At 64.4% G+C, this 15,018-nt stretch carries 16 protein-coding genes and 1 riboswitch; of the genes, 5 read left to right on the plus strand and 11 right to left on the minus strand.

All coding sequences use genetic code 11. The features are described from left to right. Window positions 1-165: 165 nt before the first annotated feature. A complete protein-coding gene (locus JQ616_RS32685) occupies window positions 166-561 on the minus strand; it encodes a hypothetical protein (RefSeq protein ID WP_212021973.1) in 396 nt (131 codons plus the stop codon). Window positions 562-719: 158 nt separating this feature from the next. Between JQ616_RS32685 and JQ616_RS32690 the strand changes: the two genes are divergently transcribed. Beyond that, window positions 720-2,390: a flavin-containing monooxygenase gene (locus tag JQ616_RS32690; protein ID WP_249137552.1), complete on the plus strand. Its 1,671-nt coding sequence runs from the start codon at window positions 720-722 to the stop codon at window positions 2,388-2,390. Between the two features lie 92 nt (window positions 2,391-2,482). On the opposite strand, the gene JQ616_RS32695 is transcribed toward JQ616_RS32690, so the two are convergent. From JQ616_RS32695 to JQ616_RS32725, 7 genes are all read right to left on the minus strand, one after another. Next, window positions 2,483-2,878 carry a hypothetical protein gene (locus JQ616_RS32695; RefSeq protein ID WP_212021975.1) on the minus strand — a complete coding sequence of 132 codons (396 nt, stop codon included), beginning with the start codon at window positions 2,876-2,878 and terminating at the stop codon, window positions 2,483-2,485. A gap of 372 nt (window positions 2,879-3,250) precedes the next feature. Then, window positions 3,251-5,149 carry a phosphomethylpyrimidine synthase ThiC gene (gene thiC, locus JQ616_RS32700; protein WP_212021977.1) on the minus strand — a complete coding sequence of 633 codons (1,899 nt, stop codon included), beginning with the start codon at window positions 5,147-5,149 and terminating at the stop codon, window positions 3,251-3,253. Between the two features lie 194 nt (window positions 5,150-5,343). After that, window positions 5,344-5,952 carry a thiamine phosphate synthase gene (locus JQ616_RS32705; protein WP_212021979.1) on the minus strand — a complete coding sequence of 203 codons (609 nt, stop codon included), beginning with the start codon at window positions 5,950-5,952 and terminating at the stop codon, window positions 5,344-5,346. Next, complete coding sequence (locus tag JQ616_RS32710) at window positions 5,939-6,721, minus strand: thiazole synthase (RefSeq protein WP_212021981.1); 783 nt, start codon at window positions 6,719-6,721, stop codon at window positions 5,939-5,941. The genes JQ616_RS32705 and JQ616_RS32710 overlap by 14 nt, the downstream gene beginning before the upstream one ends. A 185-nt stretch (window positions 6,722-6,906) precedes the next feature. Continuing rightward, entirely contained in the window at window positions 6,907-7,104 is a 198-nt protein-coding gene (gene thiS, locus JQ616_RS32715; RefSeq protein ID WP_212021983.1) for a sulfur carrier protein ThiS, read from the minus strand. A gap of 7 nt (window positions 7,105-7,111) precedes the next feature. Further along, window positions 7,112-8,125: an FAD-dependent oxidoreductase gene (locus JQ616_RS32720; RefSeq protein ID WP_212021985.1), complete on the minus strand. Its 1,014-nt coding sequence runs from the start codon at window positions 8,123-8,125 to the stop codon at window positions 7,112-7,114. Continuing rightward, a riboswitch (TPP riboswitch) is annotated at window positions 8,113-8,256 on the minus strand. Its footprint overlaps the gene before it by 13 nt. 169 nt (window positions 8,257-8,425) lie before the next feature. Further along, complete coding sequence (locus JQ616_RS32725) at window positions 8,426-8,950, minus strand: lytic transglycosylase domain-containing protein (RefSeq protein ID WP_212021987.1); 525 nt, start codon at window positions 8,948-8,950, stop codon at window positions 8,426-8,428. Window positions 8,951-9,337: 387 nt separating this feature from the next. On the opposite strand from JQ616_RS32725, the gene JQ616_RS32730 reads away from it, so the two are divergent. Continuing rightward, on the plus strand, window positions 9,338-9,547 hold the full coding sequence (locus JQ616_RS32730; RefSeq protein ID WP_212021989.1) for a hypothetical protein: 210 nt from the start codon (window positions 9,338-9,340) through the stop codon (window positions 9,545-9,547). A 28-nt stretch (window positions 9,548-9,575) separates the two neighbouring features. On the opposite strand, the gene JQ616_RS32735 is transcribed toward JQ616_RS32730, so the two are convergent. Both JQ616_RS32735 and JQ616_RS32740 read right to left on the minus strand, forming a co-directional pair. Further along, the gene (locus JQ616_RS32735) at window positions 9,576-10,934 is read right to left on the minus strand and encodes an ATP-binding protein (RefSeq protein WP_212021990.1); all 1,359 of its coding nucleotides are present in this window, start codon (window positions 10,932-10,934) and stop codon (window positions 9,576-9,578) included. Between the two features lie 2 nt (window positions 10,935-10,936). Then, window positions 10,937-11,674: a response regulator gene (locus JQ616_RS32740; RefSeq protein ID WP_021079973.1), complete on the minus strand. Its 738-nt coding sequence runs from the start codon at window positions 11,672-11,674 to the stop codon at window positions 10,937-10,939. Window positions 11,675-11,982: 308 nt separating this feature from the next. On the opposite strand from JQ616_RS32740, the gene JQ616_RS32745 reads away from it, so the two are divergent. The 3 genes from JQ616_RS32745 to JQ616_RS32755 all read left to right on the plus strand — a co-directional run bounded on the left by JQ616_RS32745 (window position 11,983) and on the right by JQ616_RS32755 (window position 13,618). Continuing rightward, window positions 11,983-12,360, plus strand: a complete 378-nt coding sequence (locus JQ616_RS32745; RefSeq protein WP_212021991.1) for a PRC-barrel domain-containing protein — start codon at window positions 11,983-11,985, stop codon at window positions 12,358-12,360. Window positions 12,361-12,662: 302 nt separating this feature from the next. Then, entirely contained in the window at window positions 12,663-13,184 is a 522-nt protein-coding gene (locus JQ616_RS32750) for a PRC-barrel domain-containing protein (protein WP_212021992.1), read from the plus strand. A gap of 236 nt (window positions 13,185-13,420) precedes the next feature. Next, window positions 13,421-13,618, plus strand: coding sequence for a hypothetical protein (locus tag JQ616_RS32755; RefSeq protein WP_212021993.1), 198 nt, complete (start codon window positions 13,421-13,423; stop codon window positions 13,616-13,618). A 55-nt stretch (window positions 13,619-13,673) separates the two neighbouring features. Here JQ616_RS32755 and JQ616_RS32760 read toward each other — a convergent pair whose 3' ends face one another. Beyond that, the gene (locus JQ616_RS32760) at window positions 13,674-14,819 is read right to left on the minus strand and encodes a cytochrome-c peroxidase (RefSeq protein WP_249137554.1); all 1,146 of its coding nucleotides are present in this window, start codon (window positions 14,817-14,819) and stop codon (window positions 13,674-13,676) included. Between the last annotated feature and the right edge of the window lie 199 nt (window positions 14,820-15,018).

A 15,018-nucleotide genomic window follows, 5' to 3' on the forward strand; every position in this document is an offset into this window, starting at 1 on the left:
CAGTAGCCAGCGGCGTGCCGGCATTCGACACGGCACCTTGACATGTCGGGCAACTCAGTGGCATTATTCTATTATTCCGAAGTAGGGCCGCCGCGCCTCACCCTGCCGCACGTGGGGCCAGGTGAAGCGGAGTCCGCGGCTCGATTGCCCTGATCTCATCAGGCGCTAACGCACCGGCTCCTTGATCTCGTCTTCGGTCGTCACCGCTTGCGCCGGCCCGGTCGCACGCACCATCAAGAACCGTCCCGAGAACGCCGTGCCGCGGATGCTCCAGCGGCCGTCGATCTCCGTCGCGTCGGCATTGACCGCGCCCTCATAATGCACCGTGTCGTAGCCGTAGCCGGGTGGCTCGTAGCGCTTGACGAACGTGACCGCGCTGCCGGAGCGATGCCCCGCCAGCGAAGCATTGTGGGTGCTGATCGGGCAGCCCGGCATCACGCACGGTTCGGTCACGCTGCCGCCGAGCGCACCGCCGGCGTTGATCAGCGTCGCCAGGAACGTGACCATGCCGCTCGGCTGCACATAGCTGCCGTCCCAGACGCCGGTGAGATTGTCGTCCATGTTGCTCGTCCGGATTTCCGCGCGTTGAAACGCAGTGATCGATGTGGCGCTTGCAGCGCCTCAACGCAAGTCGCGTGCGCCGCGTCGCGGTTGCCTGATCCGGCAAAACGGTCTGTAATCCTGTCAAACAGATCAAGAAGAATTTTGGAGCGGGAATCATGGGAGAGGCGAAAACCCATTACGAGGTGATCGTGGTCGGCGCCGGCGTCGCGGGCATCTACCAGATCAAGCGGCTGGCCGATCTCGGCATCGACGCCACCGTGCTGGAAGCTGCGCCCGATCTCGGCGGCACCTGGTACTGGAACCGCTATCCCGGCTGTCGTTTCGACTCGGAGAGCTACACCTACGGCTTCTCGTTCTCGCGCGAGCTGCTCGACGAATGGCACTGGAAGGAGCGCTTCTCCGGCCAGCCGGAGAATTTGCGCTACCTCAACTACGTCGCCGACAAGTTCGACCTGCGCAGGCACATGCAGTTCAATTGCAAGGTCGAGACCATGCAGTTCGACGAGGCGCGCGATCTCTGGCGATTGACACTCGGCGACGGCCGCGAACTGACCTGCCGCTTCGTGGTGCTCGCGATCGGGCTGCTCTCGGCGCCGACCATGCCGCGCGTGCCTGGGATCGAGGACTTCAAGGGCCGCTCGTTCCATACCTATTTCTGGCCGCACGAACCGGTCGATCTCGCCGGCAAGAAAGTTGCCGTGATCGGCACCGGCGCGACCGGCATTCAGGTGATCGGCGAGATTGCCGACAAGGTCGGCGAGCTCACGGTGTTCCAGCGCCGGCCGAACTGGAGCGCGCCGCTGAACAACTCTGCGATCTCGGAAGCCGAGATGACCGACATCCGCGCCCGCTACGACGAGATATTCGCCGCCTGCGCGCTGACGCCGGGCAGTTTCGTCCATGGGCCGGACAAGCGCGGCTTCTACGAGGTGAGCCGCGAGGAGCGCCTTGCGCTGTGGGACAGGCTCTACGACGAGCCCGGCTTCGGCATCTGGCTCGCGAACTTCCGCGAGATTTTCATGGACGAGGCCGCCAATGCAGAGCTCTCTGAATACATCGCGGGCCGCATCCGCGGCCGCGTCAACGATCCCGAGGTCGCCGAGAAGCTGATCCCGCGAGATCACGGCTTCGGCGTGCAGCGCCTGCCGCTGGAGACCCGGTATTTCGAGGCCTACAATCGCGACAATGTGCAGCTCGTCGATCTCTCCGAGACGCCGCTGGTGCGCGTCACCGAGCAAGGCCTGCGCACCACGGCGCGCGACTACGCCTTCGACATCATCGTCTACGCCACCGGCTTCGACGCCATCACCGGCGCCTATGACCTGATCGATATCCGCGGCATCGGCGGCGAGCGGCTCGCCGACAAATGGAAGCAGGCGCCGTCGACCTTCCTCGGCATGCTCGTGCACGGCTTCCCGAACCTCTTGATGCCGACCGGCCCGCAAAGCGCATCGGCTTCCACGAACTTCCCGCGCGGCATCGAGAACGGCGTCAACTGGTGCACCAACCTGCTGCAATACATGTGGGACCGCGGCCTGACCCGCGCCGACGCCACGCTGGAGGCGCAGCAGCGTTGGACCGCGCATGTCGTCAAGATGTACGAGATCATGCTGATGCGCAAAGCCAAGGGTTGGTTCACCGGCTACAACTCCAACGTCCCCGGCCACGAGGAGGGCACGGTGCGGTACTTCGTCTACAACGGCGGCACGCCGAAGTTTCTGGGGATTATCAACGGGGTTGCGGAGAAGGGTTATCAGGAGATTGAGTTTGGGGCGGGGGCGCCAGGTGGCAGCGCACAGGTGGTAGTCAACGCGTCGGCGTCGTAGGGTGGGTTAGCGAAGCGTAACCCACTATCTTCGCGCCGCCCAATCGGCGGGTTACGCCTTCGGCTAACTCACCTTAGTCATCGCCACCGGCATCACATCGAGCAGCGGACATACGGCGTCTCCACCGGAACCGGTTCCTTGGAGCTGAGCGTGATCTTGTTCTCTCCAGAGAGTCTCACGTCGAATGTGACGTCTGAAATCGCGATGCCGTCCGAGCAAGCTGCGATCAGCCGAACGTTCTGCCCGTCTTCGTGCAACGATTTGACTGAGCATTTTTGAAACGTGCCGGTGATTTGCTTTCCCTGCACGATCAAGCCGCCTGCGTGGAGATCAGCATCCCGCTTGAACGCAAGCTTGTTGTTCTCCTTGGTGAATATCTCATTGCAGGCCGCGGCGTCCATGGTCCAGGCTCCGTCCAAACTCCCAGCCTGTGTCGATGTCGATTGCGCAACTACAAGTACGAATAGCACCCCAATGAAGATTTTCATGAATCTCTCCAGTTAAAGGGGCGATGGGCCTCTGCCAACCGGACGTGGAATTGTCGCCACATCATCTATTTGAAGGGAGCGGGATAACACCCCCGACGCGGGCCCTCGCTTTGAACATCATAGAAAGGTATGAGACCGCGGCTCTTTCGTTGATCCAAATCAATAGTCCTGCGGGGCACCAGGTGTCTCCGCCGCAGCGCTAAGCTTCGGCCTTGAGCCGGTAGTCGTTCTGATCGATCCCGTATGATCCACATGCACAACTAGCTCATCGCGCTTCCAAAACAAAAAGACCGGGCGATAGCCCGGCCTTCTCGTTCTGGATGGATGCCCGGGTCAAGCCCGGGCATGACGCTCGGTGAGGGCGAATGCGGGTCACAACACCCGATTGCTCTCCTTCACCTTGTCCGCGTCGAGATAGAGGTTCTCGCCCATCTCCTTGAACTTGGCGCTCATCGTCGCCATGCCGTCTTCGATGGTGCCTGACATCGACGCCCCGACGCCGGTCGGGTCGTTGAGTGTCGCGGCGTAGTCGCGGACGTCCTGGGTGATCTTCATCGAGCAGAATTTCGGGCCGCACATCGAGCAGAAATGTGCGACCTTGTGGGCTTCCTTCGGCAGGGTCTCGTCGTGGAAGTTCTTCGCGGTCTCGGGGTCGAGGCCGAGGTTGAACTGGTCCTGCCAGCGGAAGTCGAAGCGGGCGCGGGACAGCGCGTCGTCGCGGAGCTGCGCGGCGGGATGGCCCTTGGCGAGGTCGGAGGCGTGGGCGGCGATCTTGTAGGTGATGACGCCGACCTTGACGTCGTTGCGGTCGGGCAGGCCGAGATGCTCCTTCGGCGTGACGTAGCAGAGCATCGCGCAGCCGAACCAGCCGATCATCGCCGCACCAATGCCCGAGGTGATGTGGTCATAGCCCGGCGCGATGTCGGTGGTCAGCGGCCCGAGGGTGTAGAACGGCGCCTCGCCGCATTCCTTGAGCTGCTTGTCCATGTTGATCTTGATCTTGTGCATCGGCACGTGGCCGGGGCCCTCGATCATGACCTGGCAGCCCTTGTCCCACGCGATCTTGGTCAGCTCGCCGAGCGTCTCCAGCTCCGCGAACTGCGCGCGGTCGTTGGCGTCCGCGATCGAGCCCGGGCGCAGGCCGTCGCCGAGCGAGAACGAGACGTCATACTTGCGCATGAGGTCGCAGATCTCGTCGAAATGGGTGTAGAGGAAGCTCTCCTTGTGATGCGCCAGGCACCACTTCGCCATGATCGAGCCGCCGCGCGAGACGATGCCGGTGACACGGTTGGCGGTGAGGTGGATGTAGGACAGCCGCACGCCGGCGTGGATCGTGAAATAGTCGACGCCCTGTTCGCACTGCTCGATCAGGGTGTCCTTGTAGAGCTCCCAGGTCAGCTTGACGGGATCGCCTTCGCATTTCTCCAGCGCCTGGTAGATCGGCACGGTGCCGATCGGCACCGGCGAGTTGCGCAGGATCCATTCGCGGGTGGTGTGGATGTTGCGGCCCGTGGAGAGGTCCATCACGGTGTCGGCGCCCCAGCGGATCGCCCACACCATCTTGTCGACCTCTTCCTCGACCGACGAGGTCACCGCCGAGTTGCCGATATTGGCGTTGATCTTGGTCAGGAAGTTGCGGCCGATGATCATCGGCTCGAGCTCGGCATGGTTGATGTTGGAGGGGATGATGGCGCGGCCGCGCGCGATCTCGCTGCGGACGAACTCCGGGGTGATGAAGGCCGGCACCGCGGCGCCGAAGCTCTCGCCGTCGGCAAGTGCTGCCTCGGCGCGCGCGAGCTGCTGCTTGCGGCCGAGATTCTCGCGCTCGGCGACGTAGATCATCTCCTTGGTGATGATGCCGGCGCGGGCGAATTCGAGCTGGGTGATCTTGTGGCCGTCGAGGCCGCGCAGCGGCGTGTGGTGCGCGGTGAACGCCTTGGCGGCATGGGATGCGCCGACATTGCCGTTGTCCTCCGGCTTGATGTCGCGGCCCTGATATTCCTCGACGCCGCCGCGTTCTTTGACCCAGGCGAGGCGATTGCGCGGCAGGCCGTTGTTGACGTCGATCGTGACGTCGGGATCGGTGTAGGGACCGGAGGTGTCATAGACCGGCAGGTTGGGCTCGCCGGCGCCTTCCGACAGGATGATCTCGCGCAGCGGCACGCGGAGATCGGGCGCGCTCGCGGGCGTCGCGAAGATCTTGCGCGAGGCGGGCAACGAGCCGGTGGTGACGGCGGGACGGGTGGTGTCGGGGTTGGAGCGGATGTTCATGAGGATTCCTCCGTTTTAATCTCTTGCGAAAGCGTTGTTCTCGTCACCCTGAGGTGCGCGCACTTGCGCGCCTCGAAGGGTCGACGAGCCGGGCCGTCGCCCTTCGAGGGCCGCTGCAGAAGCGGCCACCTCCAGCGACAAAGGCGAAGCCTTTGCGCGGGGGTGACGGGATGGATAATTTGCGTTGTCTGCCATCACGCGGCCTCCGCGCTGAGGCCGAGCCATTGCCGCACCCGCGCGTCGGGGTCGGCGTTTTGGGTGACGTCACTGACGACGGCAATCGAATCGGCGCCGGCGGCGAAGATCTCGGCGGCGTGCTCGAACTTGATGCCGCCGATCGCGACAAGCGGGATCTTGCCGACCCGCTTCTTCCATTCGGTGATCTTCGGAACGCCCTGCGGCTCGAACCGCATCGATTTGAGCGTGGTGAAGAAGATCGGGCCGAGCGCGACATAGTCCGGCTTGGCGGCGAGCGCGGTGGCGAGCTCGGCATCGTCATGGGTGGAGACGCCGAGCGTGAGTTTCGCTTTGCGGATTTCAGCAAGATCCGCGTCCGCGAGGTCTTCCTGGCCGAGATGCAGGTGCTCGGCGCCGGCGACGATCGCCGCGCGCCAGTAATCGTTGACGACGAGTTTTGTCGGCGTGCCCTTGGTGATCGCCAGCGCGTCGGTGACGATCTGCAACGCCCCGGAATCGTCGAGCTCCTTCGCGCGCAGCTGGATGGTGCCGACGCCGAGCTTTGTCAGGCGCTCGACCCACTGGACGCTGTCGACGACGGGATAGAACGGATCAGGATACGGCATGCCAGAACGGGGTCCCAACGACAGGGGTGGAGGGGGAGGCGAAGTCGCGGGCTTGCATCAGCCCGGCTTCGTAAGCAGTGCGGCCGGCCTCGACGCCGAGGCGGAAGGCGTTGGCCATCGCCACGGGATCGTCGGCCTTGGCGATCGCGGTGTTGAGCAGCACGGCGTCATAGCCGAGCTCGAGCGCTTCGGCGGCATGCGACGGCGCGCCAAGGCCGGCGTCGACCACCAGCGTGATGTCGGGCAGCCGGTCGCGCAGCAGTTTCAGCGCATCGCGGTTGGTGATGCCCTTGGCGCTGCCGATCGGCGCGGCCCACGGCATCACCACCTTGCAGCCGGCGTCGACGAGGCGCGAGGCGACCGAGAAATCCTCGGTGCAATAGGGGAACACCTCAAAACCGTCCTTGATCAGGATGGTGGCGGCTTCGACCAGACCGACCACATCGGGTTGCAGCGTGTCGTTGTCGGCGATCACTTCCAGCTTGATCCAGGGTGTGCCGAACAATTCACGCGCGAGCTTTGCGGTGGTCACCGCCTCCTTGACGCTGCGGCAGCCTGCGGTGTTCGGCAGCACGGTGACGCCGAGCTCGCGGATCAGCGCCCAGAACGCATCGCCGGTCTTGCCGCCCGCCGCCTCACGCCGCAGCGACACCGTGACGATGCTGGCGCCGGAGGCGCGGATCGCGTTCTGCATGATCGCAGGCGACGGATACAGCGCGGTGCCGATCAGCAGGCGGGAGGGGAAGGATTTGCCGTAGAAGGTGACCATGGTCTGTGCTGTCTCCCTGCTCTCAGCCCACACTCAACTCGTCGTCCCGGCGAAAGCCGGGACCCATACGCCGCGGCCCTTCAATGGGGCGCGCGGGGCGTTGTTCATTTCGCCAATAACCGGTCGTGGTTATGGGTCCCGGCTTTCGCCGGGACGACGTGGAGAGAGTGGGGGCACGCATCACATCACCCTCCCTGCCGCGGCGTGATGATCTCGATCTCGTCGCCGGCTTGAAGCCGCGTCTCGGCCCAGCGGCTCTTCGGCACCACGTCGAAGTTCAGCGCGATCGCGAAATGGCTGCCCTCGTAGTCGAGCTCGGCCAAGAGCGCGTCGACGCTGGCTGCGTTGATCTCCCGCTGCTCGCCGTTGACAATTACACGCATTGCACGATCACACGCATTGCATCACCTCATTGTCGATTTCGCCGCGCGCGAGATAGGCGAGCGTCAGCTCGGCCAGCGCGGGCGCCAGCAGGAAGCCGTGACGGTAGAGTCCATTCACCGTGATGCGTTCCTGCTCGATCCTGATTTTCGGCAGATTGTCGGGAAATGCGGGCCTGAGCCCGGCGCCGAATTCGACGATGCGCGCCTCGCCGAAGGCCGGATGCACCACATAGGCCGCGCCCAGCAGCTCCAGCGCCGAGCGTACGCTGACGCCGGTGTCCTCGGCCTCGATCGTGGTCGCGCCCAGCATGAAGCGGCCGTCGCCGCGCGGGATCACATAGAGCGGCCAGCGCGGATGGATCAGCCGCACCGGGCGCAACAGCTCGACCTCAGTGGTCTCGATGATGATCATCTCACCCTTGACGCCGCGCAGGCTCGGCTCGCGGTCGCGCGCCGCAAGCCCGCGGCAGTCGATCACGACGCCGTCGAGATCATCGGCCTCGACGGCGCTGCCGAACTTGATGGTGCCGCCGGCTTTGGCGATCGCGGCATGGAGCTGCGGCAGCACCCGGCGCGGCTCGACATGACCCTCGTCGGGATAGAACAGTCCCTCACGGAAGCGGCCCTCGAGCGACGGCTCGAGCGCATTCACGGCCTGCGCATCCAGCCTGCGGTAGCCGGTGGTGAGCCGGGCGAAGCGCTCGAAATCGGTGCGATCGCGCGGATGCGCCACCACCAGCGAGCCGTTGAACGCGGTTTGCGGAAAATGATCGCGCCACAGCGAGAGCGAGCGGCCGCCGAGCCTGAAGATCACCGGCTCGGCGGACTCGTCCTCGCACCATGGCGCCAGCATGCCGCCGGCCCAATGGCTTGTGGATTCCGTCATCCCGGCGTCACCGCGCTCATGCAGGGTGACCGCACGTCCGGCCTCTGCGAGCAACAACGCATGCCAGGCGCCGGCTATGCCTGCGCCGATGATGGAGACGGGGGAATCCCCCCGCGGTCTTGACGTCTGATACATCCCTGTCCCTTCGCCGGCATGACCCGGATCAGGTTCAAAGGGTCACCGCGGTCCCGAACTGATCGCCAAGATGGCGAAGTCCAAGCTTGCGGTATCTCAGCTCCTCCTTCGGAGCACCCCTCGGAACGGCTCTAATGTAGGCGGATGGGCCTGTGTGTCAACTTGTATGCCAGCAGCGGGCGCGCCGTGGTGCCGCAGCTCCTCACACGAGGTTACAGCCGTAGGAACGCGTGATCTGCAGTGAAGGGTTGCCGCGGGGACGGCCAGAGCCGCGCCAAGCGCTTCGCGCGGCGATAGGCTCTATTTTTCGGCCTGTTCCGGCTTCGGCTCGGTGGTCTCGACCGGCATCTGGTCAGACTTCGCGAGCTCCTTCGGCGGCGCACCGGCGGTGCCATGGATCGCCTCCTTGAGGTGACCGCCGCGCTGCCGCTTTGCGACGTAGTAATACCCGCCCGCGAAATAACGCACGGCTCGGTCGAAATCGCCGTTGGCGGCGCGATAGGCGCCGGCGAGGTATCTGACGCCGTATCGGAGGTTGGTCGCGGCGTCGCGCAGGCCTTCGGCGGTACCGGTGTAGCCGACCCCGCGGGCGGTCGCGAGCTTGATCTGCATCATGCCGATGGCGCCGCCGCGCCCGATCAAATGCGGCTGGTACTTGCTCTCGCGGACGATGACGCGATGCACCAGCTCTTCCGGCACCAGATTGGCCTGCGCCTCGGCCGCCACCATCGCCTCATATTGCGCGCGCGATTGCGCCTGCGCGCCGGCGCAGGACGCAAGCCACGCAACGGCGGCGAGGCAGCTAAGGGTCTGAACGGTCTTCATCTCGGGTCGCTCGGGTGATCAACGCGCGTCGGTTCTGCGGTCTCAATGGTACGGCGAGCAGGCAGGAATGTGGCAAAACCTTCGCATCAGCGAACGATCCGTGCCCGTGATTGTCCGGATGTTGGCGATGCTGACGACGCGATTGCGAGATGCTTCAAATTGTCTGCTTCGATTCTCTCAGCCGAGAATTGTTTTGGTCTCCAGTTTTGCCTTCAGTTTTCTTGGTCGCGTTTTGACGCACGCTATCCACAGCGGTTTGTCGTGCAAACGACTCGATGAAGGTTTACACTTGACTGCAAGGCAGAGCGCGCGTGTTGAGTCAGCACGTCTGTCCATTCCAAAGCACGCAAGAAAAAAGCACGCAAAACAACATTCGGGAGATGCGCCATGAATCGTCAAGATTCAGTCCGTCAGGACGTTGGCTATATGCCTCGCGAAAATCCCTGCGCGCAGTGTGGCAAGCCGATCGCCCGCCCCGATTGGGTCGAGCATAGCGAAGGCCGCACGTCTTATCTGTGGAATTGCCGCGCCTGCAATTACCGCTTCGAGGCGATCGCGATCTATGACGTAGCTCAGCTCACGCCGCTCGCCGCCTGACGCATCGTTGTCTGTCGGTGTGATCTGATCAGGCCGCGGTTCGCTGCCGCGGCTGCAACGGCTGCTGACGCGCCGGCAATTCGATCCGGACCACCAGCCCGTGCGGCGTGCGATCGTGCAGCGACAGCGTACCGGCATGCGCGAGCACGATGGCGTTGGCGATCGACAGGCCAAGGCCGAAGCCTTCGGCTTCATCCATGTTGCGCGCCTGGTCGCCACGCACGAAAGGCTCCAGCACGGTCGACTTGTGCGCGTCCGAGATGCCGGGGCCGTCGTCCTCGATATCGATGACGAGACGCTCCGGCTTGACGTCGAGGCGGACCGTCACTTCGCCGCCGAAGCGCGCGGCATTGTCGACCAGATTGGTGATGCAGCGATGCAGGTCGGCGGGGCGCGCGGTCGCCATCGCGTGCTGCGGACCGTCGTAGTTGACCTTGTGTCCCATGTCGACGAACTGGTCGGTGACGAGGTGCAGCGTGCTCGCGATGTCAACCAGCGTCATCTCCTCGAGCTTGCGGTCGTTGCGCAGGAACGACAGCACCGATTCCAGCATCGAGCGCATCTGGTCGAGGTCGCGCAGCATGCGGTGGCGATTGGTCTCGTCCTCGATGAACTCGGCGCGCAGCCGCATCCGCGTGATCGGCGTGCGCAGATCGTGGCTGATCGCGGCCAGCATCTTGGTGCGGTCGTCGATCAATGCGGTGATCCGCTCGCGCATCCGGTTGAGCGCCTTGGCCAGCGAACGGATCTCCTCCGGGCCGCGCTCGGGCAGGGGAGCCGCAGCGCCGTTCAGGCTGAAGGTCTCGGCGGCCTTGACGAAGGACGACAGCGGTGCGGTCAGCGCCCATGCCGCCCACAGGCCGAGCAGCGTGACGCTGATGACGGCGAACAGCACCGTCATCATCCAGGGGCCGCCCCAGAACGGCCGCATGTGCTGGTCCGGCATCAGGTTGGCGGCGAACATCGTGCCGTCGGGCAGGCGGATCGCGACGCGGCGGATCTCGCCCTCATGCGGTGCGCTGCCCGCCTCGCGCGGCAGCGAGAAGACGTGATAGCCCGCGCCGAGCCGGCGCAGCGCGTGCAGGCTCGGTGCTTCGGTGTCGGTGAGCGCGCCGGCATCGGCGGGCAGGTCGCTGATCGCAAGCTGCGGGAATGCCCTGGTGACATCGGCCTGGAGCCGCGGCCGCTCCGATGCCGGGGCATGCCCCAGCAGTTGCGCGGCGGCGGCGAGCTGGGTGTGCCAGCGATCCGACGGCTCCTGCCGGTCGGGGCGATGGATCAGGAAGGTGGTGGTGATGATCAGGTGCAGCGCGACGATCGAGACGACGACCAGCGCCGCCATCTGGGCGCCGATTCCCCGCAGACTCAGCACGCGCAGCAGCTTCATGGTCAGTTGCTCGTGGCGGCAACCGCCTCCACCCTCGGAGTGAACACATAGCCGCCGGAACGCACCGTCTTGATCATGGTGGCTTCCTGCGGATCGGGCTCGATCTTGCGCCTGATCCGGCTGACCAGCACGTCGATCGAACGCTCGAACGAGCCGGCGCTGCGGCCCTGGGTCAGGTCGAGCAGGCTGTCGCGCGACAGCACGCGGCCGGGCCGTTCGCAGAAGGTCCGCAGCAGGTCGAACTCGGCGCTGGTCATGGCGACCCGCGCGCCTTCGGGGTTGCGCAGCTCGCGCAGGCGGATGTCGATGCGCCAGCCGAGGAAGGTCAGCGTGGTTGCGCCCTCGATCGCGCTGGCGTTGCGCGCAGCGGCCTGCCGGCGCAGCACCGCGTTGATCCGCGCCAGCAGCTCGCGCGGGTTGAACGGTTTTGCCAAATAATCGTCGGCGCCCATCTCGAGGCCGAGGATGCGGTCGACGTCCTCGCCCCGCGCGGTCAGCATGATGATCGGCGTCTGCGACTCCGCACGCACCTTGCGGCACAGGCTGAGACCGTCCTCGCCGGGCAGCATGACGTCGAGCACCAGGAGATCGACGCGGTGGTCGGTCATCGCCTTGGCCATCTCGCGGCCGTCCGAGGCGGTCGTGACGTGGCAGGAATTGGTACGGAGATACTTTGCGATGAGGGACCGCGTCTCGCGGTCATCCTCGACGACTAGGATATTGGGCGCAGCCTGGGTCATACCGATCTTTTGTCCGTGATTCGGGGGAAGCGGCTCAGGAATTTTGTTTCAGTGTATGTCTGACGTCTTGCCCAGCCGATCGAGTTAAACAGGTCCCCGGCGGGGAGAAAAGTTAGCGTTCTGTCATCAAGCTAATGCGTTGAAATTCGGGCCGAACCCCTGCCTGCCGCGACCGGGGGCGGCGGCGGTCGGGGCAGCCGGAAAAGGCAAGGCTCGCTGTCATATCCGGGCCGGAACCCGTTCGCCCGGCGACGCGTTGTTTCTCTTTCAGGCCAAGGTTCAGGCGGGGCGAGGTCGAGGAGGGTGAAATGGCTGTCGAGGTCACGACAAGGCCGCATCAGCTGATTGCAAGCGATCGGGTCGAGGGGACGGCGGTGCGCCGGGCCAATGGCGACATGATCGGCCACATCGAGCGGCTGATGATCGACAAGATCTCGGGCAAGGTATCGTACGCGGTGTTGAGCTTCGGTGGCTTTCTCGGGATCGGTACCAACCTGATTCCGCTGCCCTGGGGCCGGCTGCACTACAGTACGAAGTTCGAGGCCTACGAGCTCGACATCGAGGATGACGAGCTGAAGCGCGCGCCGTCGTTCCGCGCCGACAAGGATTTCGACTGGGGCGATCGCTCGCAGGAAGTCGAGCTGCATCGCTTCTACGGCGTGCCGCCCTATTGGGGCGGTTTCTGATCGCGTGCGTGATCGACGCATGTCGATCGATGATGCGGCCCGCTCGGGCGCGCGCGTGCAGCGCGGTTCGCCGGGACGACTTAGTGAGCCAAACATCGTCACATCTGGGACTGCGCGTCCGGCGCAGTCGTGAGGCTCAACCGCGGCCCAGTTGAGAGGCGGCGATCGCGTTCGTCAAGCGCTGCAACGATTGATGCGTTCCTCAGCATTGGGGCGGCTTTTGAGCGCAGGTCCAATAGGAACGGTCGCGGATATCCCGGGTTTTCCCAGCATCGATTTTGCGAACTGAGGAGAGCGCAACAATGTTGGTCAAATCCATCATCGCCGGCGTCGCCGGCTCCGCCCTGCTTGCAACCTTAGCGATTGCGCAGACACCCACCGACAAGGGCGACAAGATGTCTCCCGCGGCATCGACCTCGGCCACGTCGCCGACCGAGTTCAAGGGCAACTGGCGGGCGTCCAAGGTCGTTGGCCTGAGCGTGTACAACGACAAGAGTGAGAGCGTCGGTTCGATCAATGATCTCCTGATGGACAAGGGCGGTGCCATCAAGGCCGTCGTGATCGGCGTCGGCGGCTTCCTTGGCGTCGGCGAGCATCTGGTCGCCGTGCCGCTCGACAAGGTGAAGTTCGTCAGCGAGCCGATCGCCTACACCGGTGCATCGAATACCGGCGCCGGCAGCACGACCAAGTCGACGACCACCACGGGCGCGGCGCCGGCTGCGGCGGCGTCGAAGCCGAATCCCTGGTATCCGGATCACGCCGTGTTCAGCGCGACCAAGGATGAGCTGAAGGCGATGCCCGAGTTCAAATACGCGACCGACTGACGCCTATCGCGTTACGTGAAAGACACGCGCGCCCGGTGATGCCGGGCGCGCTTTGTTGTGCCTTGCATGAACCCCGGTCTCGGCTGCCTTGCGAGACGACACCACGCTTCATGCGGGACGTTGCACAAACCTCGTCCTGGTTCATACTGTCGCCAATCCCTTCCTCGAGGGGACCTCGACGTGACGATCCAACGGTCGAGGATCAATTTTCTGACGCCTGCAAGAAGGTGACGACCATGGATGTCGACAAGGCCACCGCGGTGATTTCCGCAGCCGGTATTGAGCTGACCGATCGGCGCCGGAACGGCACCGATGATGGCTGGTCCCTCAGTTTCTCCAATGGCGCCGTGCTGGAGATCAGGGACAATGGGGAAGTCTCAGCCTCGGGCAAGGGGGCCGAGGCGGTCAGGGGCCTTCTCGGGTTGCCCAAATAATCTGCCTGAGGTGAAGCCCACGACCCGGCGCAGACGCCGAGTTCGGTGTGAGCCGTCACTTCGTCGGCTGATATCCGTCGGTCAGTGTCCCGAGAAAGGCGACGACATCGTCGATCTCGGCCGCCGTCAGGGCTGGCGCGTCACCAGCCTTGCGGTCAAACGGAGGATCCATGCAGACGTTGGCTCGTGCTCTGTCGGGCAGATCATCATATTTGTCGATGCTGCCGTCGGCCTTACGCGGGTACCAAAGCTCGGGCCGGGTTTCCCGCTCGACATAGAAGCGCACTGCGTCGCGCAGGGAGTGCACCGTGCCGTTGTGAAAGAAGGTCTGGCGTAGCGCGATATTGCGGAGTGTCGGGGTACGGAAGAGGCCGCAATAGTCCTCACGCTTCAGGAAATCCGTGCGCAGGGGTCCACAGAGGCCGAGGTCGAAATAGGCTGGGTCCTTGTTGGCGGGAATGTCAGGATTGCGCGGCACCCCGAGCGCAATCAGCCCGTAATCGGTGAACTGGGGCGGGGTGCCATCATTGCCCCGGCGGCTGATATGGCAGGAGGCGCAATTGCCCTTGTTCGGTGCATTGAACAGGTCGAGCCCCCGCGCTTCCGCGGGCGTGAGTTCGGCCTTGCCGGCCAGCACGGCGTCATATTTGCTCGAATAGGGATAAAAGGTCCGATAGTCCTGTTGGTACACTTCGAGCGCCATGAGGGCAGTCTTGTACACGGTGGCGGGATCGGCGGCTTTCCTGGGCCCGGTGATGGCAGCGATCTTCTTGCCATGGCCTGCGGCAAGCACCCGGCGGGCCACGCTGGCCTCGTCCCGATTGCCCATCTCGAAATCAGAGAGCAGCGGAATCTTAGCCTGGTCGACGCCACGGTCGACCCGCCCGTCCCAGGTGAGGCCCCCCGTCGGGCCGTTGTCGATGCTTTCGTCGGCCTCGTCCTCGGAGTCGTGGAAATGCTCCGTGAAGGGCGGCACCACCTGCAGATATTTCAGGGAGGGGACGGCGCGCACCCCCGGCTGGCGCAGGTCGCCACCTCCGAGTTGCACCGCCAAGGCATTGGCCGGGCCGAAACCGTGGGCGGGATCGTGGCAGGATGAACAGGCAAGCTTGCCGGACGGCGAGAGCGACGGATCGAAAAACAGGGCCTGGCCGAGCGCGCTGAGCCGTTCGGCCAGCCGCCGTGCCTCGGCGCGTGACATGTCCTGCCTCGCCTGGCTGGATCCAACGGTCAAAGCCAGCAGGACGATCGCGGACGCAGAAAGCAAATGCTTAATCCGCATGTTGCAGGCCGGGCCTATGGTAGGACGTCGTCATGTCGATCCGAAGGTGCCTTTGCTGAACGTCTGGGTTATGACGGAGACCGAACGGAACGGCAGCAACAGTCCGGTGAGTGCAGGG

Origin of the sequence: Bradyrhizobium tropiciagri, from assembly GCF_018130545.1 — a bacterium.
Lineage (GTDB): Bacteria > Pseudomonadota > Alphaproteobacteria > Rhizobiales > Xanthobacteraceae > Bradyrhizobium > Bradyrhizobium tropiciagri_A.

What these genes read in the sequence shown, in the direction of transcription:
- JQ616_RS32735 (WP_212021990.1), bottom strand. Translation starts at nt 10,934, where the DNA reads ATGAAGCTGCTGCGCGTGCTGAGTCTGCGGGGAATCGGCGCCCAGATG.
- JQ616_RS32685 (WP_212021973.1), bottom strand. Translation starts at nt 561, where the DNA reads ATGGACGACAATCTCACCGGCGTCTGGGACGGCAGCTATGTGCAGCCG.
- JQ616_RS32745 (WP_212021991.1), top strand. Translation starts at nt 11,983, where the DNA reads ATGGCTGTCGAGGTCACGACAAGGCCGCATCAGCTGATTGCAAGCGAT.
- JQ616_RS32710 (WP_212021981.1), bottom strand. Translation starts at nt 6,721, where the DNA reads ATGGTCACCTTCTACGGCAAATCCTTCCCCTCCCGCCTGCTGATCGGC.
- JQ616_RS32740 (WP_021079973.1), bottom strand. Translation starts at nt 11,674, where the DNA reads ATGACCCAGGCTGCGCCCAATATCCTAGTCGTCGAGGATGACCGCGAG.
- JQ616_RS32695 (WP_212021975.1), bottom strand. Translation starts at nt 2,878, where the DNA reads ATGAAAATCTTCATTGGGGTGCTATTCGTACTTGTAGTTGCGCAATCG.
- JQ616_RS32725 (WP_212021987.1), bottom strand. Translation starts at nt 8,950, where the DNA reads ATGAAGACCGTTCAGACCCTTAGCTGCCTCGCCGCCGTTGCGTGGCTT.
- thiS (WP_212021983.1), bottom strand. Translation starts at nt 7,104, where the DNA reads ATGCGTGTAATTGTCAACGGCGAGCAGCGGGAGATCAACGCAGCCAGC.
- JQ616_RS32690 (WP_249137552.1), top strand. Translation starts at nt 720, where the DNA reads ATGGGAGAGGCGAAAACCCATTACGAGGTGATCGTGGTCGGCGCCGGC.
- JQ616_RS32760 (WP_249137554.1), bottom strand. Translation starts at nt 14,819, where the DNA reads ATGTCACGCGCCGAGGCACGGCGGCTGGCCGAACGGCTCAGCGCGCTC.
- JQ616_RS32705 (WP_212021979.1), bottom strand. Translation starts at nt 5,952, where the DNA reads ATGCCGTATCCTGATCCGTTCTATCCCGTCGTCGACAGCGTCCAGTGG.
- JQ616_RS32750 (WP_212021992.1), top strand. Translation starts at nt 12,663, where the DNA reads ATGTTGGTCAAATCCATCATCGCCGGCGTCGCCGGCTCCGCCCTGCTT.
- JQ616_RS32730 (WP_212021989.1), top strand. Translation starts at nt 9,338, where the DNA reads ATGAATCGTCAAGATTCAGTCCGTCAGGACGTTGGCTATATGCCTCGC.
- thiC (WP_212021977.1), bottom strand. Translation starts at nt 5,149, where the DNA reads ATGAACATCCGCTCCAACCCCGACACCACCCGTCCCGCCGTCACCACC.
- JQ616_RS32720 (WP_212021985.1), bottom strand. Translation starts at nt 8,125, where the DNA reads ATGTATCAGACGTCAAGACCGCGGGGGGATTCCCCCGTCTCCATCATC.
- JQ616_RS32755 (WP_212021993.1), top strand. Translation starts at nt 13,421, where the DNA reads ATGGATGTCGACAAGGCCACCGCGGTGATTTCCGCAGCCGGTATTGAG.